Consider the following 21,911-nt stretch of genomic DNA (forward strand, 5'->3'; position numbering starts at 1 on the left):
TATACTATTTTTATAGTATTCCTATATTGTCTAGGAGGTGAGATATGAATAAGAAAGTGTCAGCTAAACAATCTCAGACCAAAAGACCTTTGCTTCCCATGATATTAGGTGTCGTTGTTGTAATCCTTCTCGCTGTAATTGTTTTCATCTTAAGCAATAAGACTGATGATACAGCAGATCTACCCAACTACACCGACGTAAAGGGAAGCATTGTTGTTGATGGGCTGAAATATGAGAAGCAACCTCATCTTGGAAGTCCTGATGCCAAAGTTAAAGTTATCGAATTCGCAGATTTCAAATGTCCCGCCTGCAAAATGTGGACTGAAAAGTATCTGGATACTTTTATTAAAGACTACGTAGATACCGGAAAAGTGGAACTTTTCTTCATGAACTTTGCATTTTTGGACCGGGACTCTTATCTTGCCGCTAGCGCCGGCGAAGCCATCTACAAGCAAAGCAACGAGAAGTTCTGGGAATACCTTCATAAGCTGTACGCTAATCAAGGCGATGAGAGCGAAATTTGGGCCACTCAGAAATTCATTTTAAAATTCGTTAAGAATAACATCGAGGGCATTGATTACGCCCAATTTGAAACAGATCTCAAGAATCATACCTATATGTTCGATGTAAAAGAAGACTTTAAGATCGCTGGTTCCTACGGAGTCAACGGTACTCCTAAATTTATGGTGAACGGAGTGCTGCTTCAGGATTCTTCCTATGAAGGGTTAGCAGCAGCGATTGACAAGCAGTAATCAGTCTTTAAACTGCGCCCTATAAGCTGTTCACTTTGAAAAAAGTGACCTTCTTACAGGGCTTTTTTGTGTGTATGAATTAAAAAAGATGACTTCTGTGATATACAGAAGTCATCTGCTGATTACTTAATTAAGCCACTGCTTATTCTACCAAATGACACACGGCACTATGGCCTTCTGACACGATTTTCCGTTCAGGCTTGACAGCCATACATACATCCGAGGCAAAAGAACACCGCGGATGAAAAGTGCAGCCACTTGGTGGATTAAGCGGTGATGGCACCTCGCCTTGAATCGATACCATCTGCTGCTTCTGCTCCACACTATCCGGAATCTTCAAAATCGAATTTAGCAGGACCTGCGTGTAAGGATGCGTAGGTTTCTTGAACAATTCATCCGCCGGAGCTTGCTCAACCACCTCTCCTAAATAAAGAACCGCGATATCATCACTCAAATACTCCACTACTGCCAAATTATGCGAAATAAAGATATAAGTCAGGTTAAACTCCTTCTGCAAATCCTTTAGTAATTGAATGACTTGAACCTGAATAGATACATCCAATGCGGACACCGGTTCATCACAAATGAGCAATTTGGGATTCAGTGACAACGCTCTGGCAATCCCAACCCGCTGCAATTGTCCACCTGACAGTTCATGCGGATAAGCGTATTGGACTTCAGAAGGCAAACCGACCCGCTCAAGTAATTCGATCACACGCTCATGCCGGCTTACTTTAGTTCCAATTTTGTGGATAGCCATTGCATCTTCAATAGCGTCTCCTACCGTCATTCTCGGACTGAGACTCGCCTTGGGATCCTGGAAAATAATTTGCATATCCCGGCGCATCGCCCGCAGCTTCTCTTTATTTGCCTTTGAGAGCTCCACGTCCTCAAAAAATATTTTTCCTTTGTCAGATTCGAGTAGACGCAGAACCATTCGCCCTAAGGTTGATTTTCCTGAGCCACTTTCCCCAACAAGCCCCAGTGTTTTCCCCGCTTCCAGGGTAAAAGAAACATTCTCGATGGCATGCAGCTTTTTTCCTTGTACCCGAAAAGTTTTCGAGACATTTTCTACGCGCAAGAGCGGATTATTGGGCATAGGAAGCGACCTCCTCAGCATGATGGCAGGCGATCTGATGATCGGTGCTAAAATCACGAAGCTTGGGAACTTCATTCTGACACCGTTCAGTTGTATAGAAGCAACGATCGGCAAATGGGCAGCCGGTCAATGTCTGTGTAAGTGTCTTTGCCGTCTTTGGAATAGGCATTATTTCTTTTCCCTTGTGGCCCACTTCAATAATGGAGCGTTTCAATCCAAGTGAATAGGGATGCGCCGCCTCACTTATGAACTTGTCCGTAGTGGCTTTCTCCATGATTTGGCCCCCGTACATCACGATGATTTTGTCACAAAAGTTGGTCGCAAGGCCAAAATCATGCGTTACCATCACTACGCTCATCCCATGTTTTCTGCGCAATTCCTGCAATAGTGCAAGAATCTGCATCTGCACAGTGACATCAAGCGCGGTTGTTGGCTCATCGGCAATCAATAATTGCGGTTCACATGCCAAAGCAATAGCAATCATGATACGTTGGCGCATACCACCGGAAAATTCGTGAGGATAACTTTTAAACCGTGATTTAGGATCCGGAATCCCCATTTCATGCAAGAGCTGAATGGTTCGGTCAAAAGCTTCCTTCCGGTTTGCATATTGATGTGTCAGCATGGCTTCCATTATTTGATCCCCGATACGCATGATCGGGTTCAAGCTGGTCATCGGATCTTGAAAAACAACGCCGATGTCACGCCCACGAATATCTTCTAATTGTTTGGGACGCATTTTAAGTAAGTCCTTACCATTAAACTGAGCTGTCCCCGATGTTATTTTTCCATTTTCACGGATGAGCCCAATTGATGACATCAATGTAACGGACTTACCGGAGCCACTTTCACCAACAATCCCCAAGGATTCATTTTCATTGATCGAAAAACTGACGCCGTTTACGGCATAAACTTCATCTTCACTGCGGGAGAACTTCACATGAAGGTCTTCAATAGAAAGTAGCGGTTCACCCATATTAATTGCCTCCTTTCGGACTGAATGCTTCCTGGAGACCGTCTGCTACAAACAGAAACGAAAGCAAGGTTATTGCAAAGATACCTGCCGGAAAATACAGCAGCCATGGAAAGCCGAGAATATTCTCACTGGCTTGAGCAATCATACTCCCAAATGAAGGGATTGGCGGCCGAAGCCCCATGCCAAAAATACTTAAGCCTGCAATCTGGATGAGATCACCGGGAATCCCGAAGGCGAGAGAGACACCCATACTGCCGATAACATTCGGCAACATATACCGTCTGGCAATATGCGCCTGAGATGCGCCTAACGCTCTTGCCGCTTCCACCATCTCCCCGTCCCGCATACTTAGGACCAGACTTCGGATCAAGCGTGCATACCCCGCCCAACCCGGAATTCCAATTGCTAGAATCAAAGATAAATACCCACGTCCCAGCATAATGACTAATATCAAGGCGAACAAAAATCCCGGCAAGGTCATCATAAAATCCACAGCACGCATAATAATCATATCGGCGATTCCGCCGCGCAATCCGGCCCACAAGCCCAATATGATCCCGATAATGAAGCTGACCAAAGTCGCGCCAAAAGCAATAATCAGAGCGCTTCGAACACTGAACAGAATCTGGCTGAACATGTCATGCCCCACATTATCCGTACCAAAAATATGCTGCCAGGTCGGCCCTTGATTGATAGCCAAAAAATCTCCCGTGCGATAGTCATATGGGGCCACCCAAGGTCCAATGATCCCCGCGATCAAAAAAAGGATAACCCAGACCAAACCAATAACGGCAAGACGATGTCTTTTAAATCGCTTCCAACCTTGATAAAACTGGGATCTCTGAAGATTCTTTTTTCTCTTCAAAGCTACATCCGATTGAGTTGCTGCAACTGTGCCAGCCAATTGCTCCCCCTCCTAGGTTCGTATAGTCTGTGCCGCTTATAATCTGACACGCGGATCAATAAAGGCATAAATAATGTCAACGAGTAAATTCATAATCATAATCATGGATCCCAGCAGAAATACAGATGTGATGGCGAGCGGATAGTCGAAACTGGTAAATGCCGTCTGCATCACCTGACCAAGCGCTGGAATGGCGAAAATTTGCTCCACCCAGATCGTGCCCATCACGGTAAAAGCAAATTGAGGTCCGATGACGGTTATCATCGCAGTCAGCGAGTTTTTGACACCATGCTTAAAAATCATCGACCAATATTTGACCCCCTTAGCTTTTGCGGTTCGCATAAAATCCGACCTCATGGTTTCGATCAGACTGCCCCGCATATATCTGGCAACAACACCGACATTCGCCGCAGATAAACAAATAATCGGCAAAATTGCTTGCCTCCAGTGACCCCATCCCGTTACAGGCAGAATTCCTTGAAACACAACACCAAATAACAAAACCATAATCACCGCGAGAACAAATGCCGGAATAGCCTGACCCGTCAATGAGATGGTGCTTACCACATAATCAATCCAAGTGTTACGTTTGAGTGCTGCAATAATGCCAAGCGGAACCCCGATAATTACCGAAAGAACAACAGATCCAAAGGCCAAAAGTGTACTGATCGGCAAAGCCTGCTTCAGTTGAGTCGCAATTTGCAAAGATGGATTCTGCATCGAATTACCGAAATCGAAGGTTAATTGATGCCAAATATACTTCATGATTTGTTGCCACAGCGGTAAATTCAAACCATACCGGCTTTGAAACTGGTCCATGACTTGTTGATAGAGAACAGGGTTTTGCCCTTGCAGCGGAGCCAGTGCCGTAGCCATGGTATTCGTATTCATGAAACCGCCAGGTGAATAATACATCATGGTATAGCTAACTGAAATGACCAAGATTAAAGTGATAATAATTTGTAAAATGCGCTTTGAAATAAATTTCAATATGGTCAAATCCGACCCTCCTTTACCGATTCACGGGCACCATAATTGGCGCCCGCGATTGGTAATTATTCAACCCATTTAGGATTATTCTACAGATAAAAGATGTAGCCCATAGAAGTTGCCCCATGCCCAAGGATTTGATTGCACTCCTGTAATGCCGGGTTTTACCAAGAAGTATTGCTGTTGATAATACAACGGAACAGCATAAGCTTCTTCGAGCAGGTTATTAACTACCTTAGCCGCGATAGGAGCAGCGTCTTCGACGGTCAGCGCATTTACGAATTGCGCTTGCCACATTCTCAAATCTCTTAAGGTATCAGATTGATAACTGTTGTAATATACCTGTACATCAAGTGCATTTTGATTCAACTTGCCACCTGGCGCGTTTGGTGCTACGAAGGTCCAAGCGGTTACAAAGGCGGCATGTTTTTCATCGTTATTTTTAGCATTTTTCCAAAGGTCTACAATCTGTTGCCATTGTTCAGCGGCCGTTGGAAGCCCCGGTTGTTTCAAATAAGGCTGCCAATCTGCAGGCTGCTCTGCTGTCCATTTATCCAAAAAGGCGATATCCTCTTTAGCAGCTTTTTCTAATGCTGCCCAGTCGCTCCATTCTACACCGGCGTTCTTATTATCCGGATCCCCATATTTTTCAATGGCCGGTTTATAATAAGTTTCCTTGGTCCAATCCACGAATTGTTTCGTAGCTTCTAGCGGGGCATCCAGTGTTCCTATGGAATATAGTTGCTGCGTTGCACCCATGTCCAAACTTCCTGGTTCACTCCAGTTGGTTGCGCCCGACGCCAGGATAAAGCCTGGTTTTGCGTCGCCCTGAGGTCCGCTGTACTGATAAGCGTTAAACTGCGCCTCATTGAGCTGAACTAGCTCTGTTTTGATGCCAAGATTTTGTTGCAGTAATTGACCTAACGCCAAAGCGATTTGTTCACCCTGAGCATCTACTTGCTTGACCCCAACATACAACGATAGGGTTGGCAGACCTTTACCGCCTTCATAACCAGCATCCTTCAATAATTGTTTGGCTGCCTCGAGATCTTCCGGAAGTCCTTGCTCCAGTTTTTCCGTTGGCCAACCTGGTGAAGCAAAGATATTGGTCGCCCCGCCCATGCCGTTCAGCACCGATTCTACGATCGGTTTACGCTGGATCGCTTTGGCGATAGCCTGGCGCACCTCTTTTTTGTCATATGGAGATTCCGTTGTCGGGTTGCTCCAGAGCAAATATTTGATCGCATAAGTCGCTGCAGTATACAGCTGGGACTTTAGCTCCTCCGTTTTCTTCACGTATTGTAAATCAGACGCGCTTTGGATTAGAACGACATCTGCATGGCCGGACATATAATCCTCCACCGGCACGGTTGTCGCCGGAAGAACATGGATGGTCTCTACATTGCCGTGATTAAGCTGGCCGGCTGCACCTACATAATTCGGATTGCTCACCATGACGAGTTCACCGTTAGGTGTAAAAGATTTAACCATGTAAGGGCCATTGCTCACAAAATTCCCCGGTTCAAACCACTTACCAGGGTTCGCTTCGACCGCTTTAGGATTCATAGGCATCGACCCGGAAAGAACCATATCCCCCAGAATAGCGTGAGGCAGCGTGGTCGTAATTTCCAGCGTGTAATCATCAACTACTTTTAGACCAACTTCTTCTTTACTTACAGATCCGGCATGGTATGCATATCCGTTCTTCACAAAATTAAGTACGCTTAGCCAAAGTTGTGCGGTTGTGTTAGCTGGATCCAATTGATACATATAAGAAAAATAAAAATCATGGGCGGTTACTGGATCGCCGTTTGACCATTTGGCATCTTTACGGAGGGTAAATGTCCAAGTTTTTTTGTCATCGGAAACGGTATAACCTGTCGCAATTTTCGGAACGATTTCATTATCCTGATTGTAGCCATAAAGCCCTTCGAGCAAAGTTCCTTGCCCTACCAGAATTTGTCCTTGCCATTGTGTAGGATCGAGCGTCGGGATCTTTGGATTGAAAACGGTTACCGAACTTCCCGCTTTAATTTCAAGATCAGAAGCGCCCTCATTCTTAACTGCCGTTTGACCCACATCACTGGTTGCTTTTACCGAAGTATTGCTATTACCTGCAGCATTTTTACCGTTCTCATTGGCACTATTAGAGGAATTACTGCAAGCAGTCACAGATAACAAAGAAAATGACAGAAGTAGAGCTAAGAACGCGTTCTTTTTTTTCATCCTCAAGTGAACCCCCTCATACATAGTCATGAAACAAAAAAACTAACATTTTATTATCTTGTTATCTATGATGTTATCCTTCACCTTTTCATGCTTTGCCCCCCTAAATTTAAACTCCGATGTTTGTTGGTGAACTTACGAATATCTTCTTTTGAATATCACTCAGGAAACTAAGAGTAATCGCTTACATTCTAAAATTTTCCACAAAGATTGTCAAGAAAAAATGTTACGTTAGTTAGCATAACTAGTTATTATTAATATAACTTAATCTTATAATATGAATTTTTCGTTAATTTTTTATTAGCTTTTTTAGTATTATTTCGTAAATAACACTAACTTATTGACGAATTTTAGCTTATTTCTTGTAATGCTGATATAAATGCTATAGAAGAACTAGTTCTATGAGTTGAGTTCCTTAGGACATAATAAAAAGAGTGCATCCCGGCAGTCATTTTATGACCTTTGGGATACACTCTGAACCATTTAGATATGGGAATCGGAATAAAATACTGTTATCGATACAAATATCAGAATAGGTGGACTCCGCCTCTACCGGAAATTATCTACACACTCATGTAGAAAGGCGTCTAGTGTGCGTGGATCTCTGCCGAGTAAACGCTTCACAGTGTCATTTGGACTTTCTGGCACCATCCTAGACATGGTTTGAATTTCCACAACGTGGTTCGCGAGCCAAGGAGGCAGATTCCCATGCTCAATAAGATTACGGAGTAGTACTTGAGGGTCCATGTTGATGTAACTTATCGGCCGATTAAGCAGGGCAGATAGTCGACTCGCGATCTGGGGATAACTGAAAATCTCCGAACCAGTAAGCGTATATATATGGCCTGATACCTTGTCGTTGGTCAGAACTTCTGCGGCAACGTCTGCAATATCGCGACAGTCAATAAAGTTACACGGTGAAACGCCCATAGAGCCGAAGAAAACATTTTGGGTTGTGATCGTTGGTGCAAAGCGCATTAAATTTTGCATGAACGCATAAGGGCGCAATACGGTATGGGTGATACCCGATACTCTCAACGTGTTCTCAATTTCTTGATGCCACCCCGCCACTGCCACTGGAGCGCTCTGCTCAAAGGCTGGACTGGATATTTTTACGATATGTTTGATTCCAGATTCGGTGGCAATCTGAATGATTGAGGTTTCCAATTCGATTTGTCTTGGACTGTTGGACATGGCAAGGAAGAGCTGGCTAGCACCTGTAAACGCGCGGCGCACCGATGTAGGGTCAGAAGCATCCACAAAAGCGACCTCGATAATTGATCGGCTTTTTTCTCCGATTTGATCACGCAACTTCTCTGGCTCTCTGCTCAGCGCCCTGACAGGTACACCAAGATCAACCAAACGTTCCAAAAGCGCACTTCCAATCGTACCTGTTGCTCCCATAATAACTATCATTTTTATCTTCTCCTTTTGGATGAAAAATCAGTTGTGACGGCAAGTCGCCACCGCCATGTCACTATCGTGCTCGCTATGAATCCAGACAACGGGAAATCGATCCAGACACGATTTACCCAGACCAAGTGATTACTCGGAATCATAATTTCTACTACAACAGATGTCACCCATGCAGCGTATAGCCCAAATGAGGACCCGGCCATTGCGAATACCCCTACCACAACCAAGTGAGGTGCACCGATGACCCATCGCAAATGGCCCACTCGACTATGCAACAAAAGTCCAATTATCAAGGCCATCAAGGCGGATGCACCGCCAATAGTGGTCAATGCCGCTATTTGAAGCCCCCTATCTGCAGTAACCAATCCCCCGATACCTGCCATAATGGCAGGAGCAGCATAGGCCATTACAACTTCACGCCATAGTACAAAAGTCTTTTTCTTGGAACCAACAGCCTTGATGCTGTAAACATCATCTGTCTGATTCGGGTATTTCATCTGGTTCATTTACTTGCTCCCTTCTTCTTTGAAATAGTTCAACGATTGATTTCAGCGAACTATAATTAGGCACCTAACTATATAAGAGTAAAAATAGGCTAGCTTCACTAGCCCAATTCTACTCATTACTGATGTTTCCCCTTTGGTTTCGAGCCTAATTCGCCCGTAAGTGCTGAAATGCCTTGTGTAACTCGACCTAACAAGTCGAGAAATACGCTGCGTTCTTCGATGTTGAGCAACCCCACCATAGCTTCCAGCCGAGCGAAATGCTCAGGAGCCATTTCACGGAGCTTCTTCGCTCCTTCTTCCGTTAAAACAACTGATTTCTGACGGCCATCGTCTGAGCTTAATCGCCGAGATACTAGCCCATCTCGTTCAAGAATGTCGATAAGACCAGTCACTGTAGCACGTGTAACTCCTAGATGCTCCGCTAATTGCGAAGGCAACTCTTCTCCTTCGTTATCTTCAAGATCTGCCAATAAACGATAACGCCCTGTTGATAAACCGAATCTAGAGAAATGAATCTCCGAGGCGTGTCCAAGCATGGCTCCCGCTGCCATTAGCCTAGACGCGACGAGTATAGCCTGTGCGTCTATGTCTAGGTTATAGCGATCAATCTGACGCTTGGATTGTACAAGCGAGGGAATAGCCTCAATGTCGTTTATTTTTTTATTATTGTTGTTCATATATGTAGTATGGTCCCTAACTAATTTTATGTCAACTCATTTTTTTATACCTCGTCAACCCTGGAGTTAAACAGTTGCATTTGGTTGTAACTCTATATTTCTCCCAAAGCTTGATCAATCGACCTTCAAGATCTTCAATCCGTAGTGAATATTCTGCTCTTATTTTCAAAAGTAGTAGAAGTTCTGTCCGCATCATTCTACTATTCAAATTTTAACTGAAGCGAATCACAGATTGGCATATAGCCTATCTTTTGATAAATGCTATTAGATGTGGGATTTGCTAAGTCGGTATATAAGACGCATCTAGTAAACCCTTTATCCAATGCAAGTTGGCTTATTTGCGCCACAATTGAAGTTGCGTAACCCTTTCCGCGCTCATATGGAGGGGTATATACAAATGCCACGCCAATAGCCGTCTGCATCTCCCTTGTATATCCTGCCATAGAAACGGGTATCCCGTTGTCCTCTAAAATATATAGTTTTTTCGATGCTATTCGGTAGAGGTAAGGGTCTGCATCTTGCGGGATGGACATTTCTTTTTTACCATAACTCCCCGCTGCATAAAATGCTTCAGCCCAGTAAGGGAAAAAGTGAATATCCTTTTTATCTAGTAATCGAACGATACCAACCTTTTGAATGTCTGGGTTTACTGCCGTAAGTTCATATATACGTTGGGTCATGATTGTTTTAAAGGTTGTTCCCTTGCGCAAAGTATATTCTTTGGCAAAATACTCTGCCAAGGTTTTTTCGGTCATCACACCTGGAATTTCACGGTCTTTCAGCCCATCTACCAGACAGTTTATAGCTTCTGGGTTAATTATGTTGTCTTTTGCATAAAGCGTAATATTGTGTGGCGGTGTCATTATGGCGGTAAGTTGTATGCCCTTAGCATCCGAAATCGTTACCATAAGCCAATTTACAGGGTCACGCCAGTCTGTTTTGTCTTTTCCTTCATGCCCAAGTATGATATTGCCAAGAGGAATCAAATTTTGTGCTTCATGACGCATCAGCATACCATAGGTATCATTGTAAAACTCATACACATCCGTATACAACTTGAATTGCATTGCAATATCCCCCTTTCATCTGGTCAACGTTTTTCCGGATTTTTCGAACTAATCGTTCTTCTTACGGTTTGTTGATTTTTCGCCTGCCAATTTAATAATTAATTTATGAAGACGCAAAAAACCCCATCCCATTAGGGACGGAGTTGCTCCGCGTTACCACCCTGATTGACGTTTATAATAAACGCCCTCTTTGCCATCGTCCAACAACGATGCTTCTTTGTAACGGTAGAATCCCGGTCCCATCTACTATAATTCGGGGGACTGCTCTGAGGTGATTTTTGGATTCGGATATCCGCTGCCTCGCACCAACCGGCAGTTCTCTGAACGGCTTTTCCAGATCTATCTGTCAATAATTCAAACAACAATAAAGACCTTTAAACTTATATTGCTTCTAAAGCAGATAATCTAACTAATCATGCGACTATATGATTGTGGAGACTACACTACAGTCTGCTTATTTTCTTCATCAGCACATAGCACCTGCTTAATCTGTTTCGATTAGCTTAGAGGTCAACTTCACTACTGGCCTGATATACTTCAAAAACCGCTCCGGATCGTGATAAACGTAAATGATTCTCCCAGGGGAAGTATCAAAGCAGTAACCAGTGTCTGCAAAATTAAAAGTTGCCATTGCCCTTTCCATCTTTTCCTCTACACTACGATTTTCCTGCTCATAATTGAATGGCCCATGTTCAAAAACAATATACTCGGCTTCGAGAACATCAATCATAAGCATTTGTGGAGGTACTTCACCTTTATAATCAAAAGGAAGACGTACACCAAAACACTCTGTACGTGGAATACCCCAATCGCAGAGTCTGCCATCCGGGTCATTAATGTAAGCCATAATCTGACCGCTGCCACCGTTAGATTCACTCCCGCCATCGTCATCCAATTTGCCCTTGATACTATCGAGTAAGCCGCAAATTGTTTCGCAGTCCTGTCCTGTAATAAGACTTTGCTTTTGCCAAAAATCCCAATACCCATTACTCTCATAGTTTTTAATGTGCAAAAATTTGTGAGTGGGAATGGTTACAAAATAAATGTTAAGATCATCTGTAGATTTCATCATACCAATCTCTCCAAATCCGAAAAAGTAGCGGTCGAAAGAGTTTATTTTTGTACGAAGGGCGACAGGCATAGGCTTTTTCCGGTATTCACTTGGAGTTACACCATATGTTCCCTTGAAAGCCCTGGTAAAAGCTTCATGTGATGAAAAACCATAATCAAAAGCAATATCCAAAATGCTCTTTTCACTATCCCGAACCTCTTTTAGTGCAAAGGCTAATTTTCTATGCCGTAGATAATCCCTAAATTGCATTCCCGATATTTCCTTAAATTTTCTCGTAGTATGAAATTCGGAATAACCTAACTTGTGAGAAAGGAATCGTAGCGTTATTGCTTCACTGTTACGATTCTTAATACACTCGTCAATTTCATTAACGATTATTTGGATTTGCTTGTGCCACTCGTACAATTGGTCTGTTCACCTCGTTTCAACCACTCTATAGTCATTGTAGAGTAATGGAATTTGCATTGCTTGATTCTACTTGCGGAAAAGAGATGACAATTCAAACGTTTTGGTCCTACTATTTCGGAATCTCATCATGAAACGGTACCACTATTTCGTTTGGATCGTTAAGGAATACATATTGAATCTCAGATTTCCCCTTTGCATTTAGTGGTCGGTGTATAACCCTATCGTTCTGTCAAAGTTATTTCCGCAAGCAGCTTAAGCGTGTCATGCATTCGCAGGATGGACAAGAAGCATGGAGTTCGGGAGGCATTAAACAAAAGGGCTCGGACCCGTTGAGACATGGGAGTGAAAATCACATGCCCTTACAGTTGTTCCAAGCCACCGCCTCTTCAATTTCCTTCTTATCTCACATTTAGCTAAAGGTAAAATCCTACGAATTCATGAGCCTGCATGAGTAAACTAAATCATTTCGGAGGAGTTCAATGCCCATCTCATTCCGGGTAATGGTGATGATTAGGCCCTGTTAGAGTCTGGCGAACGTGATGTAATCGACTTGGACAGGTTCTGCCAATTCCATCCGAAGTGCCCGGTTGATCTGTCCCCGGTGATATTGCCCATGTAAAATGACCTGCGACAAGATATCCCGGACGGACGTTTGGAACGGGACTCCGTTCTGGTTCGCATAATCGACCCTCACGTCCAAATCAGATTCCTCGAGCCCTTCGATATACACACGATATTGCTCGGCGTTTTCTTCGAACATCGTTCGGATCGCCGTCAGGTCCTCTGCTTCCTCCCACAACGAATATTGCGCACTACCCTTGCCCTGCAATCGGGACAGCCAGACTCGTTCCGCAACCGCGACATGCCGAACCAGCTTCAGAAGGTCCTTGTTCTTCATCTCACTCTCCTCGAGCGCTTCTAAGATTCGTGCGTCCGCCCAGTAAAGGTGGTCCATCATACACTTGATCGTCTTCATTTTTGTTTCCCCCTCTTCGTCTCATTGATTAATTGAACCTACCGTTTCCCGTAATTGGTCATTATTTCTCAAATCGTCATAATCTTCATCAGTCCAAGGTTCTATTTTTTATCTCGCTCAATGGAATCAGGAGACGTGTGTCGTCTTTTGGTTAGAATCAGAAAATATAAAAGATGAGACCTTTGCCCTCGGCTACAGTTTGGCTGTAGAAGCGCCGGATTTCGTTAAAATGCTGTAGCAGGTAGGCAAAGAACGCATCCTTATCCTCGTCTGAAACAATATCAGGTTCAAGAGGATATACTTCTTCCTTAACCATGGCCGGGAAATCATACCGCAAGCGGAGCTGCGCTTCATCCAGCTCAGAAATAACCTGATGCGCTTCTGCAACTTGCTTGGCACGTAAGGAAAACGCCCCGAATGAGCCAAAATCGATGCCTTTGTCTGATGTCAGCGGAACAACATAACTAAGAGGGGCATCTCCATCGGAAATAACTCCACAAAGCAAGTAGTGAATCGCCTCCCAGGATCTATCAATGTCCAGTCCGGGATAATCGTCTATTTTCAAGCTATTCAATGCAATGTCGCCTGTAACAATTTGTTGCACTAGGTTGTCATCCATAGCAAAGTAATATCCACGCATTCCCATGTTGTCATCCTTCCTTCCATTCTAGTAGTGACTATACTGCCCTATCATAATGTAACCTCTGGATTTATCCCGCAGGATAGAAAAAGAGTGAAGATCAGCCCCCTACGTAATCATAATATCTTGTGCGCACAAGTTACTACATCCCGTTTAAGATAGGTATGTCCTACACTCTTTAACTAATGAATTTTATGTGTAAAATATATAGTCTCCCACAGCCGACACTGAAACCATATCCCATATACGGCGAGTCCGACTAATAGTCTTGACTACGGACCCAGCTGAATCTATTGGCGAATTTATTGCCGTTGGAGCAAGTTTGCGGACTCCAGTGCTGCTATTCTCCCGCAAGCGGTGCATATATAGCCCTTTTCATGCCAATAACGACTATGCGGTCCGATAGCAGTCCAAAAAGGACGTATTCCCGCGTTTAGGGTCATCTGTGTCCGCTAGCGGCTTCGTACATGCAAATGTGATGTAATCACCCGTGATCCATACAAACTTCTAGTTAGACTATGACTCCACTGTTAATTGACCCGTATCCATATTATTAAGCACAAGTTTGCCTTCCAGCGGGGTGCCGTCTTCGCTCGCAAGCTTCAGCTTACCCGTACGGCCCTTTTCAATCAATGCCTTTACTTGTGTATCTGTAAGGGTACGCCCGTGGTTCTCTTTCCAGATCACGAACTTGCAGCCTTCTTTGTAATGAGAGCAGCCGTAGCCTTTTTTACCCATAAAAATCATCCCGCCACAGCCAGGACGCGGGCAGTTTCCGATAATTTTCGGACCTGAATTTGCTGATTCTTCTTCGTTAGCTGGTTTACGTTTTCTTGGCGCGGCAGGTTTATCGCTGGTTTTACGAGATGTACCTCCACCACTCCGACCTTTAGCCCCTGTATTCACAGAAGGAGTTTCCCCTTCAAAAGAAGTTTTGGACGCCCGAGACTGCACACGAACCTTGTCCACGATCATGCAGGCAAATCTTTTTACATTCTCCATAAATTGTCCGTCCGACGCCGTTCCTCTTGATATTTCGTTCAAGCGACGTTCCCACTGGCCGGTCATTTCAGGTGAAGTCAACAGCTCGATGCCCGCTCCACGTATCAGTTCAATAGCCGTTCGTCCTTTTTGCGTGATGGCGATTTTTTTGCCTTGCATTTCAATGTATCCGACATTCTTAAGCCGTTCAATGGTTGCTGCTCGTGTGGCTGGAGTACCCAGCCCTGAATCCTTCATAGCATCCCGAAGCTCTTCGTCTTCAATCTGCTTTCCGGCACTTTCCATCGCTCTAAGCAGCGTGCCTTCCGTATAATGCTTTGGCGGCTGTGTATCTTTCTCTTTAACGATAGCGTCACTACAGATCACCTCATCTGCCGGAGCGATTGCGAACGGTTCATTCACTTCAATCTCTTCGTCTTCCTCATCATCCTTGTTTTTTCCCTTGGACGACTTCGCTTTATCTTTTTTCTGGTCCGCGTAAATGACCTTCCAGCCGAGGCTTAATAATTCCTTAACAGTAGTTTTGAACTTTTCGTCCTCTACCTCAGTCATAACCGTATGCACTTTATATTCCGCAGCCGGATAGAACTGTGACAAAAAACGCCGCACAATCAAATCATACAGCTTTCCCTCATCCGCACTAAGCCCTGTTGCTTTCCGATATGTAGGCAAAATCGCATGGTGATCCTCGACCTTGGAGGGATTGCAGATAAATTTGTTTCCTTTATGAACGAGATTACGATTCGCGCCCTTCACCCATTCATCATAAGCCGTCCCTTGGAGCGCAGATAAAGTCTTATGCATCTCCGGAATATTTTGTTCTGTAACATAGTTAGAATTCGTCCGCGGATAGGATATCACCTTATGCTTTTCATATAAGGCTTGTGCGATATCGAGTGTTTTTTTAGCGGAAAAAGCGTACTTCCCATTCGCCTCCCGCTGCAGCAGCGTTAAATCATACAGTTTATTCGGATACTCTTTCGTTTCCTTAACCTCATAAGAGTCAATACGTCCCGGTTTTCCTTTGACCTTGGCAGCCAGCGCCTCCGCCTTCTCACCATCAGTGAGCCGGTCACCCTGCCACATACCTTTATAAGTCATTTCATTTTGTGTAAAATGGCCCTCTACCTCAAAAAACTTAAGAGATGAGAACGCCTCAATCGTCTTCTGGCGATCATAAATAAGTGCAAGTACTGGGGTCTGAACTCTCCCCACCGACAGCAGCACATTATGTTTCGTAGTAAATGCACGTGATCCGTTCATACCGATTAACCAATCGGCTTCACTGCGCGCTTTTGCTGCTTTGGTTAGATTCTCGTACTCCGCCCCATCCTTTAGCTCTTGAAAGCCTTTGCGGATAGTCTCTGGGGTCAAATCGGAAATCCACAGCCGCTTCACAGGATGTTCAAGCTTCAAATGCCGCTGAATGAGCGAAAATATATGCTGGCCTTCTCGCCCGGCATCACAAGAATTTACTAGCAGATCGCTTCGTTTAGCCAGCTCTCCGATTACCTTCAGCTGATCAATGGTCCGCGCATTAGGAACCAGCTTGAATTGGTCCGGAATAATGGGAAGATCATTAATATTCCATTTTTTGTATTTTACATCATATGCATCCGGCTCAGCCAATCCGATTAGATGCCCTATTGCCCATGTAATAATGTACTGCTCCCCTTCAAGATAGGAACGGTAATTTTTAGCCTTTGGTTCTATTGCGGCGGCGATATTCCGCCCCATGTCCGGTTTCTCCGCAATAATAAGTGTCTTCAAAAACATTCGCTCCTTACCTTCTCGTTCTTAAGTCCAAAACAGGTCCAGTACTCTATTATAACATTAACCTCGGTTTTTTTTAATCGACCGGACTTTTCATAGTCTTTCGTTTGATTTAAAATAAGTTGGTATAAGCGTATTCATGTATCGGAGGGAAACAAACCTTGTATGAGAATCACAGATTTACAGAACCTTTTTCAGATCGAAGCCTCGCCGCCCTGAAGGCGGATTGTGAGCAGTGCTTTGGCTTGTGTTGTGCCGCATTGCCTTTTGCTGCTTCCGTAGATTTCGCTAGAGACAAAGACGCTGGACAGCCCTGTCACAATCTACAGTCGGACTTTCGCTGTGGTGTACATACAGAGCTAAGAGAATTAGGCTACCGTGGTTGTACGGTCTATGACTGTTTTGGAGCTGGGCAAAAGATTTCTCAAGTCACTTATGCTGGAGAAGACTGGAGGAAAAAGCCGAAAACTGCGAAGCAGATGTTCGAGGTATTTCCGATCATGTGGCATTTGCACGAGCTGCTTTGGTATTTACATGAATCTTTGAACTTAAAAATAACCCGTACAATCCATACGGAGCTGCAAACAGCTCTCGATGAAACGGAACAGCTCACTTTACTTAATCCTGAAGCTCTTGTAAAAGTGGATGTTGCCGCTCATCGAGCACAAATCAATATGTTACTGTTGCAGGTCAGTGAGCTTGTACGAACTGAGGCTCGCCGTAAACTAAAGAAATCAGCGAAGAATTTCAGTCGAGGTGCCGACCTTATGGGAGCTAAGCTCAAAGGAGCCGATCTTAGAGGCGCCAATTTGAGAGGAGCCTATTTAATAGCCGCAGACCTTAGGGACGCTGATCTCAGAGGTGCAGACCTTATTGGGGCAGACTTTCGCGATACTGACCTCAGAGGTGCTAATTTAGCAGAAGCTCTCTTTCTCACTCAGGCACAGATCAATGCGGCAAAAGGCAATACTCTCACAAAATTACCAGCAACACTCTCCTGCCCTGATCATTGGCATTCCCATTAAATGAAAAAAGATCATTTATATCAGCTGTGAATAGAATTGTTTGATCCGAGACACAGCTTCCATAATTTCTAAGACTTCTTTCCCCGCTGTGTTTCGGTTCAGATACTCTACTCTTCCCTGTGATGCTTCCTTGCCCACAACTATTGATAGAGGTATCCCGATCAAGCTTGAATCTTTAAATTTCACGCCAGCGCGTTCATCCCTATCATCAATCAGCGTCTCAATACCAAGCTTGGTTAGTTGATCATAGAGACCTTCGGCAACCGTCCGCTGCTCACTATCCTTGACGGACATTATCAAGATATGAACCTGATAAGGTGCCAATGCTGCTGGCCACATTAATCCATCCTCATCATGATGCTGTTCAGCAATAGCGGATAAAAGCCGTGAGATACCAATTCCGTAACAGCCCATAATCATAGGTTGACTTTTGCCTGAAGAATCTAAGTAAGAAGCGCCTAGCTTTTCACTGTATTTAGTACCTAATTTGAAGACATGACCCACTTCAATCCCTTGATGAAAATGCAAAATACCCTCCAAACAATGCGGACAAACTTCACCTTCTGCTACATTCCGAAAATCCCCCACATGCCCAAGCGAAAAATCTCTGCCGGGTACGACATTACGGAAGTGATAATCTTTTTCTCCCGCCCCTGTAATCCCTTGAGTCATATCAGCTACTGCCGCATCTGCTAGGACAGTAAGCGTTAAGCCTACAGGTCCTACAAATCCACTTTCAACGCCCGCTAAGGATTTCACAGACTCGTAGTCAGCAAGCTTAATCTCATTCGTTCCTAAATATTTACTTACCTTTATTTCATTGACTTCATGATCACCCCGGACCAGTACAGCAAAAATCTGTCCGTCACCTTCATAGATTAATGTTTTGATAATCTGGTCTGGCCGGATATCTAGCTCCTGCTCTAGTTGCTCAATTGTGCGCAAATCAGGAGTGAGGAATTTCTCTATCTCCGGTACTTGTATGACAACTTCATTTTTTACAGGCCGCACGGACTCTGCCTGTTCCAGATTGGCCGCATAATCACAAACGGTGCATGCTGCAATCGTATCCTCCCCAATATCAGCCAGCGCCATAAATTCATGACTGCCACCCTCGCCTCCAATCGCACCGGAATCCGCATGGACAGCACGGAATTTCAATCCACATCGCTCAAATATCCGGTGATAAGCCTCGAACATTTGGATATATGATTTATCTAGACCTTCCAGGTTTGTGTCAAAAGAGTAAGCATCCTTCATCAAAAACTCTCTGCCTCTCAGCAGTCCAAAACGTGGTCGGCGTTCATCTCGGAACTTGGTCTGAATCTGATATACGGTAATAGGAAGCTTTCGATAGGAGCTGATCTCATTCCGTACGAGTGTGGTTACTACTTCCTCATGTGTAGGACCTACTATGAATTCCCGCTCATGACGATCCCGCAGCGTCATCAGCTCCTTACCGTATACCTCATACCGGCCTGATTCTTTCCAGAGCTCCGCAGGCTGCATAGATGGCATCAATACCTCCTGAGCCCCAGAGACATCCATCTCATGCCGCACAATCGCTTCTATTTTCCGTAAAACACGTCTTCCAAGCGGTAAATAAGTATACACACCCGCTGCTAATTGGCGGATATATCCCGCACGCAGCAGTAGCTGATGACTGCTTGTCTCCGCCTCTGAAGGTGCCTCACGCAGAGTTGTTAATAAAAGATTACTTTGACGCATATTTGTACCCTCCCTAAAAAATGAACGCTCTAAACGCAAAAAGACACATTCGTCAGGGACGAATGTGTCGTGATACCACCCTTATTTAACCGCCAGCCCGTACATAGTCTACACTTGATTTGGCGATCCTCGATCGAATAACGGCCGATTCCGGCAGCGGTTATACGCTGCAGCTACCCAGGCAGGATACCATCCACACGTATTTGAGGAACCTTTCAGCCGGTGAGTTCCCTCTCTGTTCTAACGCTACTAGGATCGTAAGTCCTTGGTCAATGCTTTTGTCATTTAAATATTGTATTAAATCTATATGAAAATAATATTTCCGTCAAGCGTCAGCTCCAAAAAAAGCCGCTTCTCCAGCAGGTAAACTGCTTTTGAAACGGCTTCTTGAATTAATGCCTAGACAAGAACGCTTGAGCCCATCAGGTATTTATCCACTTCACGTGCAGCTTCGCGACCTTCATTGATGGCCCAGACCACCAAGCTTTGACCACGACGCATATCGCCCGCAGCAAACACTTTATCCACATTCGTATTGAATTTGCCGTAACGTGCTTTCACATTGGTACGACGATCAGTCTCCAGGTTAAGCTCCTCAACAATATCTTGCTCCGGTCCATCGAAACCAATAGCGATGAGAGCGAGTTGAGCAGGATATACAGCTTCCGTTCCAGGAACGGGCTGGTAGATTTTACGACCTGTCTCATCCACGATCCGGCGGATCTGCACCGTATGAAGCTCCTTCAAGTTCCCCTCTTCATCCCCAACAAATTTAGTGGTCATGATAGAGAATTCACGCGGATCATCGCCAAAAATAGCTTTCGCTTCTTCTTGCGCATAATCCAAGCTGTACACATTCGGAAATTGTGGCCAAGGATTAGCAATCGGATCCCGTTGCAGAGGCGCTTTTTCATGTGTACCAAATTGAGTGATACTGCCGCAGCCATGACGAAGCGCTGTGGCAACACAGTCAGATCCTGTATCCCCGCCACCCAAGACGATTACATCTTTACCTTCAGCGGATACATAGTTACCATCCTCCAGATTGGAATTCAAGTAACTCTTGATCGTGCCATTTAAATAATCCATGGCATACATAACGCCCTTAAGCTCACTGCCTTCAATGTTGAAACGGCGTGCTTTAGTAGCTCCACCACACAGAACGACCGCATCATACTCATCAACAAGCTGCTGAGCCGGAATGTCTTTACCAATCTCAGTGTTCACTACGAAGTTAATCCCTTCAGCAGCCAGCAAATCTACACGACGTTGTACAACTTTTTTATCAAGCTTCATAGTAGGTATTCCATATGTCAGCAGTCCGCCAATGCGGTCACTGCGCTCAAATACAGTTACAGAATGTCCAGCCTTGTTAAGCTGTGCTGCTGCGGCAAGTCCAGCAGGTCCAGAGCCTACGATTGCAATTTTTTTGCCAGTCCGTTTCTCCGGAGGATTAGGTACAACCCAGCCCTCTTCAAAACCCTTATCAACGATCGCAAGTTCAATTGTTTTGATGGTTACCGGCTGTCCGATCAGGCCCACTGTGCAAGAGCCTTCACAGGGAGCGGGACAAATACTGCCTGTGAATTCAGGAAAGTTGTTTGTCTTATGCAGACGTTCCAGTGCTTCTTTCCAGAGTCCACGATACACCAAGTTATTCCATTCCGGAATTAAATTGTGTACTGGACAACCTGAGGTCCCGCCAGCCATATCAATACCTGTATGGCAATAGGGGGTTCCGCAATCCATACAACGTGCGCCCTGTGTCCGAAGCTCGTCCTCGGATAAATGATGGTGGAATTCTTCCCAGTCCTTTACCCGCTGCTCAGGATCCCGATCACCTGGGAGCTGCCGTTTATACTCCATAAAACCTGTAGGTGTAGACATGTTTACGTTTCCCCCATCCGTTCTCTTCGTGTTGAAGTATAGTACATTGTAGCATATTGCGGCTTCGTATGGTTGTCAGCAACGCAATGAAGTACCTGCACATTCTATTCTATACCTATACATAATCATTTCTAATTTTAATTATAGTAACATTCATCACTTTTGCACAGTAATGGATAAATCTACTGATTATTTGTACTATTTCACATGTTATGTCAGAGAAAACGTTTTATTGCTATTCCGTACGTTCATAAACAAGGAAACGGTAATCATACGGATTCTTCTCATCACGAATTCCCTTGATATTGGAGACCTCTTTCCACATCCTCCAGTCAATCTCAGGAAACCGGGTATCTCCTTCAAAATCCTGTTCGATCTGCGTCAACATCAACTTGTCAGCATACGGCAACATCAACCGGTAAATTTCCGCACCACCGATTACCATCAGCTCATCTTCTTTTCTACCCTCGCTGAGAGCCTCTTCAAGCGTGTGTAGAACCTCTGCACCTTCAGCTGAATAATCAGTATCCCTAGTTAGAATTAGGCTCGTTCTGCCCTTCAAGGGCTTGCCTCCGAGCGAATCCCATGTTTTGCGGCCCATTAGCATTCTTTTGCCCAATGTTTCTGCTTTGAAATAAGCAAAATCCAGCGGCAAATGCCAAGGCATATCGTTATCTTTTCCTATGACATGATTGGCACCCATTGCCCATATTAAGCTAATACTCATGAAGTTCTCTCCTTCCTCCATACTAAAGTAAAAAACTATATTGCCAAAAATTATATTTGC

Annotated in this window: 18 protein-coding genes; 2 read left to right on the forward strand and 16 right to left on the reverse strand. The window is 44.5% G+C overall.

Going from position 1 to position 21,911, the window contains the following annotated elements; all coding sequences use genetic code 11:
• Positions 1-44: 44 nt before the first annotated feature.
• A complete protein-coding gene (locus NSQ91_RS17765; protein ID WP_036687653.1) occupies positions 45-752 on the forward strand; it encodes a DsbA family protein in 708 nt (235 codons plus the stop codon).
• A 142-nt stretch (positions 753-894) separates the two neighbouring features.
• Here NSQ91_RS17765 and NSQ91_RS17770 read toward each other — a convergent pair whose 3' ends face one another.
• The 13 genes from NSQ91_RS17770 to NSQ91_RS17830 form a co-directional block, all read right to left on the reverse strand.
• Entirely contained in the window at positions 895-1,851 is a 957-nt protein-coding gene (locus tag NSQ91_RS17770) for an ABC transporter ATP-binding protein (protein WP_076130038.1), read from the reverse strand.
• The gene (locus NSQ91_RS17775; RefSeq protein WP_076304105.1) at positions 1,841-2,827 is read right to left on the reverse strand and encodes an ABC transporter ATP-binding protein; all 987 of its coding nucleotides are present in this window, start codon (positions 2,825-2,827) and stop codon (positions 1,841-1,843) included. The genes NSQ91_RS17770 and NSQ91_RS17775 overlap by 11 nt, the downstream gene beginning before the upstream one ends.
• Before the next feature lies 1 nt (position 2,828).
• Positions 2,829-3,731: an ABC transporter permease gene (locus NSQ91_RS17780; RefSeq protein ID WP_081383373.1), complete on the reverse strand. Its 903-nt coding sequence runs from the start codon at positions 3,729-3,731 to the stop codon at positions 2,829-2,831.
• A gap of 36 nt (positions 3,732-3,767) precedes the next feature.
• The gene (locus tag NSQ91_RS17785; RefSeq protein WP_076304104.1) at positions 3,768-4,730 is read right to left on the reverse strand and encodes an ABC transporter permease; all 963 of its coding nucleotides are present in this window, start codon (positions 4,728-4,730) and stop codon (positions 3,768-3,770) included.
• A 75-nt stretch (positions 4,731-4,805) separates the two neighbouring features.
• Positions 4,806-6,947: a peptide ABC transporter substrate-binding protein gene (locus tag NSQ91_RS17790; protein ID WP_076130036.1), complete on the reverse strand. Its 2,142-nt coding sequence runs from the start codon at positions 6,945-6,947 to the stop codon at positions 4,806-4,808.
• A 549-nt stretch (positions 6,948-7,496) separates the two neighbouring features.
• Positions 7,497-8,363 carry an SDR family oxidoreductase gene (locus tag NSQ91_RS17795; RefSeq protein ID WP_312148827.1) on the reverse strand — a complete coding sequence of 289 codons (867 nt, stop codon included), beginning with the start codon at positions 8,361-8,363 and terminating at the stop codon, positions 7,497-7,499.
• Between the two features lie 2 nt (positions 8,364-8,365).
• On the reverse strand, positions 8,366-8,869 hold the full coding sequence (locus NSQ91_RS17800; protein ID WP_340919154.1) for a hypothetical protein: 504 nt from the start codon (positions 8,867-8,869) through the stop codon (positions 8,366-8,368).
• 116 nt (positions 8,870-8,985) lie between these two features.
• Positions 8,986-9,546 (reverse strand): MarR family winged helix-turn-helix transcriptional regulator, encoded by a 561-nt coding sequence (locus NSQ91_RS17805; protein ID WP_076279322.1) that lies wholly within the window; start codon positions 9,544-9,546, stop codon positions 8,986-8,988.
• 200 nt (positions 9,547-9,746) lie between these two features.
• On the reverse strand, positions 9,747-10,613 hold the full coding sequence (locus tag NSQ91_RS17810) for a GNAT family N-acetyltransferase (protein ID WP_340919159.1): 867 nt from the start codon (positions 10,611-10,613) through the stop codon (positions 9,747-9,749).
• 484 nt (positions 10,614-11,097) lie between these two features.
• Positions 11,098-12,090: a helix-turn-helix transcriptional regulator gene (locus tag NSQ91_RS17815; RefSeq protein WP_076304100.1), complete on the reverse strand. Its 993-nt coding sequence runs from the start codon at positions 12,088-12,090 to the stop codon at positions 11,098-11,100.
• Positions 12,091-12,613: 523 nt separating this feature from the next.
• The gene (locus tag NSQ91_RS17820) at positions 12,614-13,069 is read right to left on the reverse strand and encodes a DinB family protein (protein WP_076304099.1); all 456 of its coding nucleotides are present in this window, start codon (positions 13,067-13,069) and stop codon (positions 12,614-12,616) included.
• Between the two features lie 157 nt (positions 13,070-13,226).
• The gene (locus NSQ91_RS17825) at positions 13,227-13,715 is read right to left on the reverse strand and encodes a YfbM family protein (RefSeq protein ID WP_076130031.1); all 489 of its coding nucleotides are present in this window, start codon (positions 13,713-13,715) and stop codon (positions 13,227-13,229) included.
• Positions 13,716-14,225: 510 nt separating this feature from the next.
• Entirely contained in the window at positions 14,226-16,481 is a 2,256-nt protein-coding gene (locus NSQ91_RS17830) for a type IA DNA topoisomerase (RefSeq protein ID WP_340919164.1), read from the reverse strand.
• Between the two features lie 164 nt (positions 16,482-16,645).
• Between NSQ91_RS17830 and NSQ91_RS17835 the strand changes: the two genes are divergently transcribed.
• Positions 16,646-17,509, forward strand: a complete 864-nt coding sequence (locus NSQ91_RS17835) for a pentapeptide repeat-containing protein (protein ID WP_076302603.1) — start codon at positions 16,646-16,648, stop codon at positions 17,507-17,509.
• A gap of 15 nt (positions 17,510-17,524) precedes the next feature.
• Here the strand turns inward: NSQ91_RS17835 and NSQ91_RS17840 are convergent, their stop codons facing one another.
• The 3 genes from NSQ91_RS17840 to NSQ91_RS17850 form a co-directional block, all read right to left on the reverse strand.
• Complete coding sequence (locus NSQ91_RS17840; RefSeq protein ID WP_340919166.1) at positions 17,525-19,237, reverse strand: proline--tRNA ligase; 1,713 nt, start codon at positions 19,235-19,237, stop codon at positions 17,525-17,527.
• Positions 19,238-19,636: 399 nt separating this feature from the next.
• Positions 19,637-21,124 (reverse strand): glutamate synthase subunit beta, encoded by a 1,488-nt coding sequence (locus tag NSQ91_RS17845; protein ID WP_076130028.1) that lies wholly within the window; start codon positions 21,122-21,124, stop codon positions 19,637-19,639.
• A 235-nt stretch (positions 21,125-21,359) separates the two neighbouring features.
• A complete protein-coding gene (locus NSQ91_RS17850) occupies positions 21,360-21,851 on the reverse strand; it encodes a dihydrofolate reductase (RefSeq protein WP_076130027.1) in 492 nt (163 codons plus the stop codon).
• Positions 21,852-21,911 lie beyond the last annotated feature (60 nt).

Origin of the sequence: Paenibacillus sp. FSL R7-0048 (genome assembly GCF_038004505.1) — a bacterium.
Taxonomy (GTDB): Bacteria; Bacillota; Bacilli; order Paenibacillales; family Paenibacillaceae; genus Paenibacillus_AQ; species Paenibacillus_AQ odorifer.

Bases quoted from the DNA above. Each gene is read 5' to 3' on its own strand.
- NSQ91_RS17805 (WP_076279322.1), bottom strand. From the start codon at position 9,546: ATGAACAACAATAATAAAAAAATAAACGACATTGAGGCTATTCCCTCG.
- NSQ91_RS17765 (WP_036687653.1), top strand. From the start codon at position 45: ATGAATAAGAAAGTGTCAGCTAAACAATCTCAGACCAAAAGACCTTTG.
- NSQ91_RS17825 (WP_076130031.1), bottom strand. From the start codon at position 13,715: ATGGGAATGCGTGGATATTACTTTGCTATGGATGACAACCTAGTGCAA.
- NSQ91_RS17795 (WP_312148827.1), bottom strand. From the start codon at position 8,363: ATGATAGTTATTATGGGAGCAACAGGTACGATTGGAAGTGCGCTTTTG.
- NSQ91_RS17790 (WP_076130036.1), bottom strand. From the start codon at position 6,947: ATGAAAAAAAAGAACGCGTTCTTAGCTCTACTTCTGTCATTTTCTTTG.
- NSQ91_RS17850 (WP_076130027.1), bottom strand. From the start codon at position 21,851: ATGAGTATTAGCTTAATATGGGCAATGGGTGCCAATCATGTCATAGGA.
- NSQ91_RS17810 (WP_340919159.1), bottom strand. From the start codon at position 10,613: ATGCAATTCAAGTTGTATACGGATGTGTATGAGTTTTACAATGATACC.
- NSQ91_RS17770 (WP_076130038.1), bottom strand. From the start codon at position 1,851: ATGCCCAATAATCCGCTCTTGCGCGTAGAAAATGTCTCGAAAACTTTT.
- NSQ91_RS17800 (WP_340919154.1), bottom strand. From the start codon at position 8,869: ATGAACCAGATGAAATACCCGAATCAGACAGATGATGTTTACAGCATC.
- NSQ91_RS17840 (WP_340919166.1), bottom strand. From the start codon at position 19,237: ATGCGTCAAAGTAATCTTTTATTAACAACTCTGCGTGAGGCACCTTCA.
- NSQ91_RS17775 (WP_076304105.1), bottom strand. From the start codon at position 2,827: ATGGGTGAACCGCTACTTTCTATTGAAGACCTTCATGTGAAGTTCTCC.
- NSQ91_RS17820 (WP_076304099.1), bottom strand. From the start codon at position 13,069: ATGAAGACGATCAAGTGTATGATGGACCACCTTTACTGGGCGGACGCA.
- NSQ91_RS17845 (WP_076130028.1), bottom strand. From the start codon at position 21,124: ATGTCTACACCTACAGGTTTTATGGAGTATAAACGGCAGCTCCCAGGT.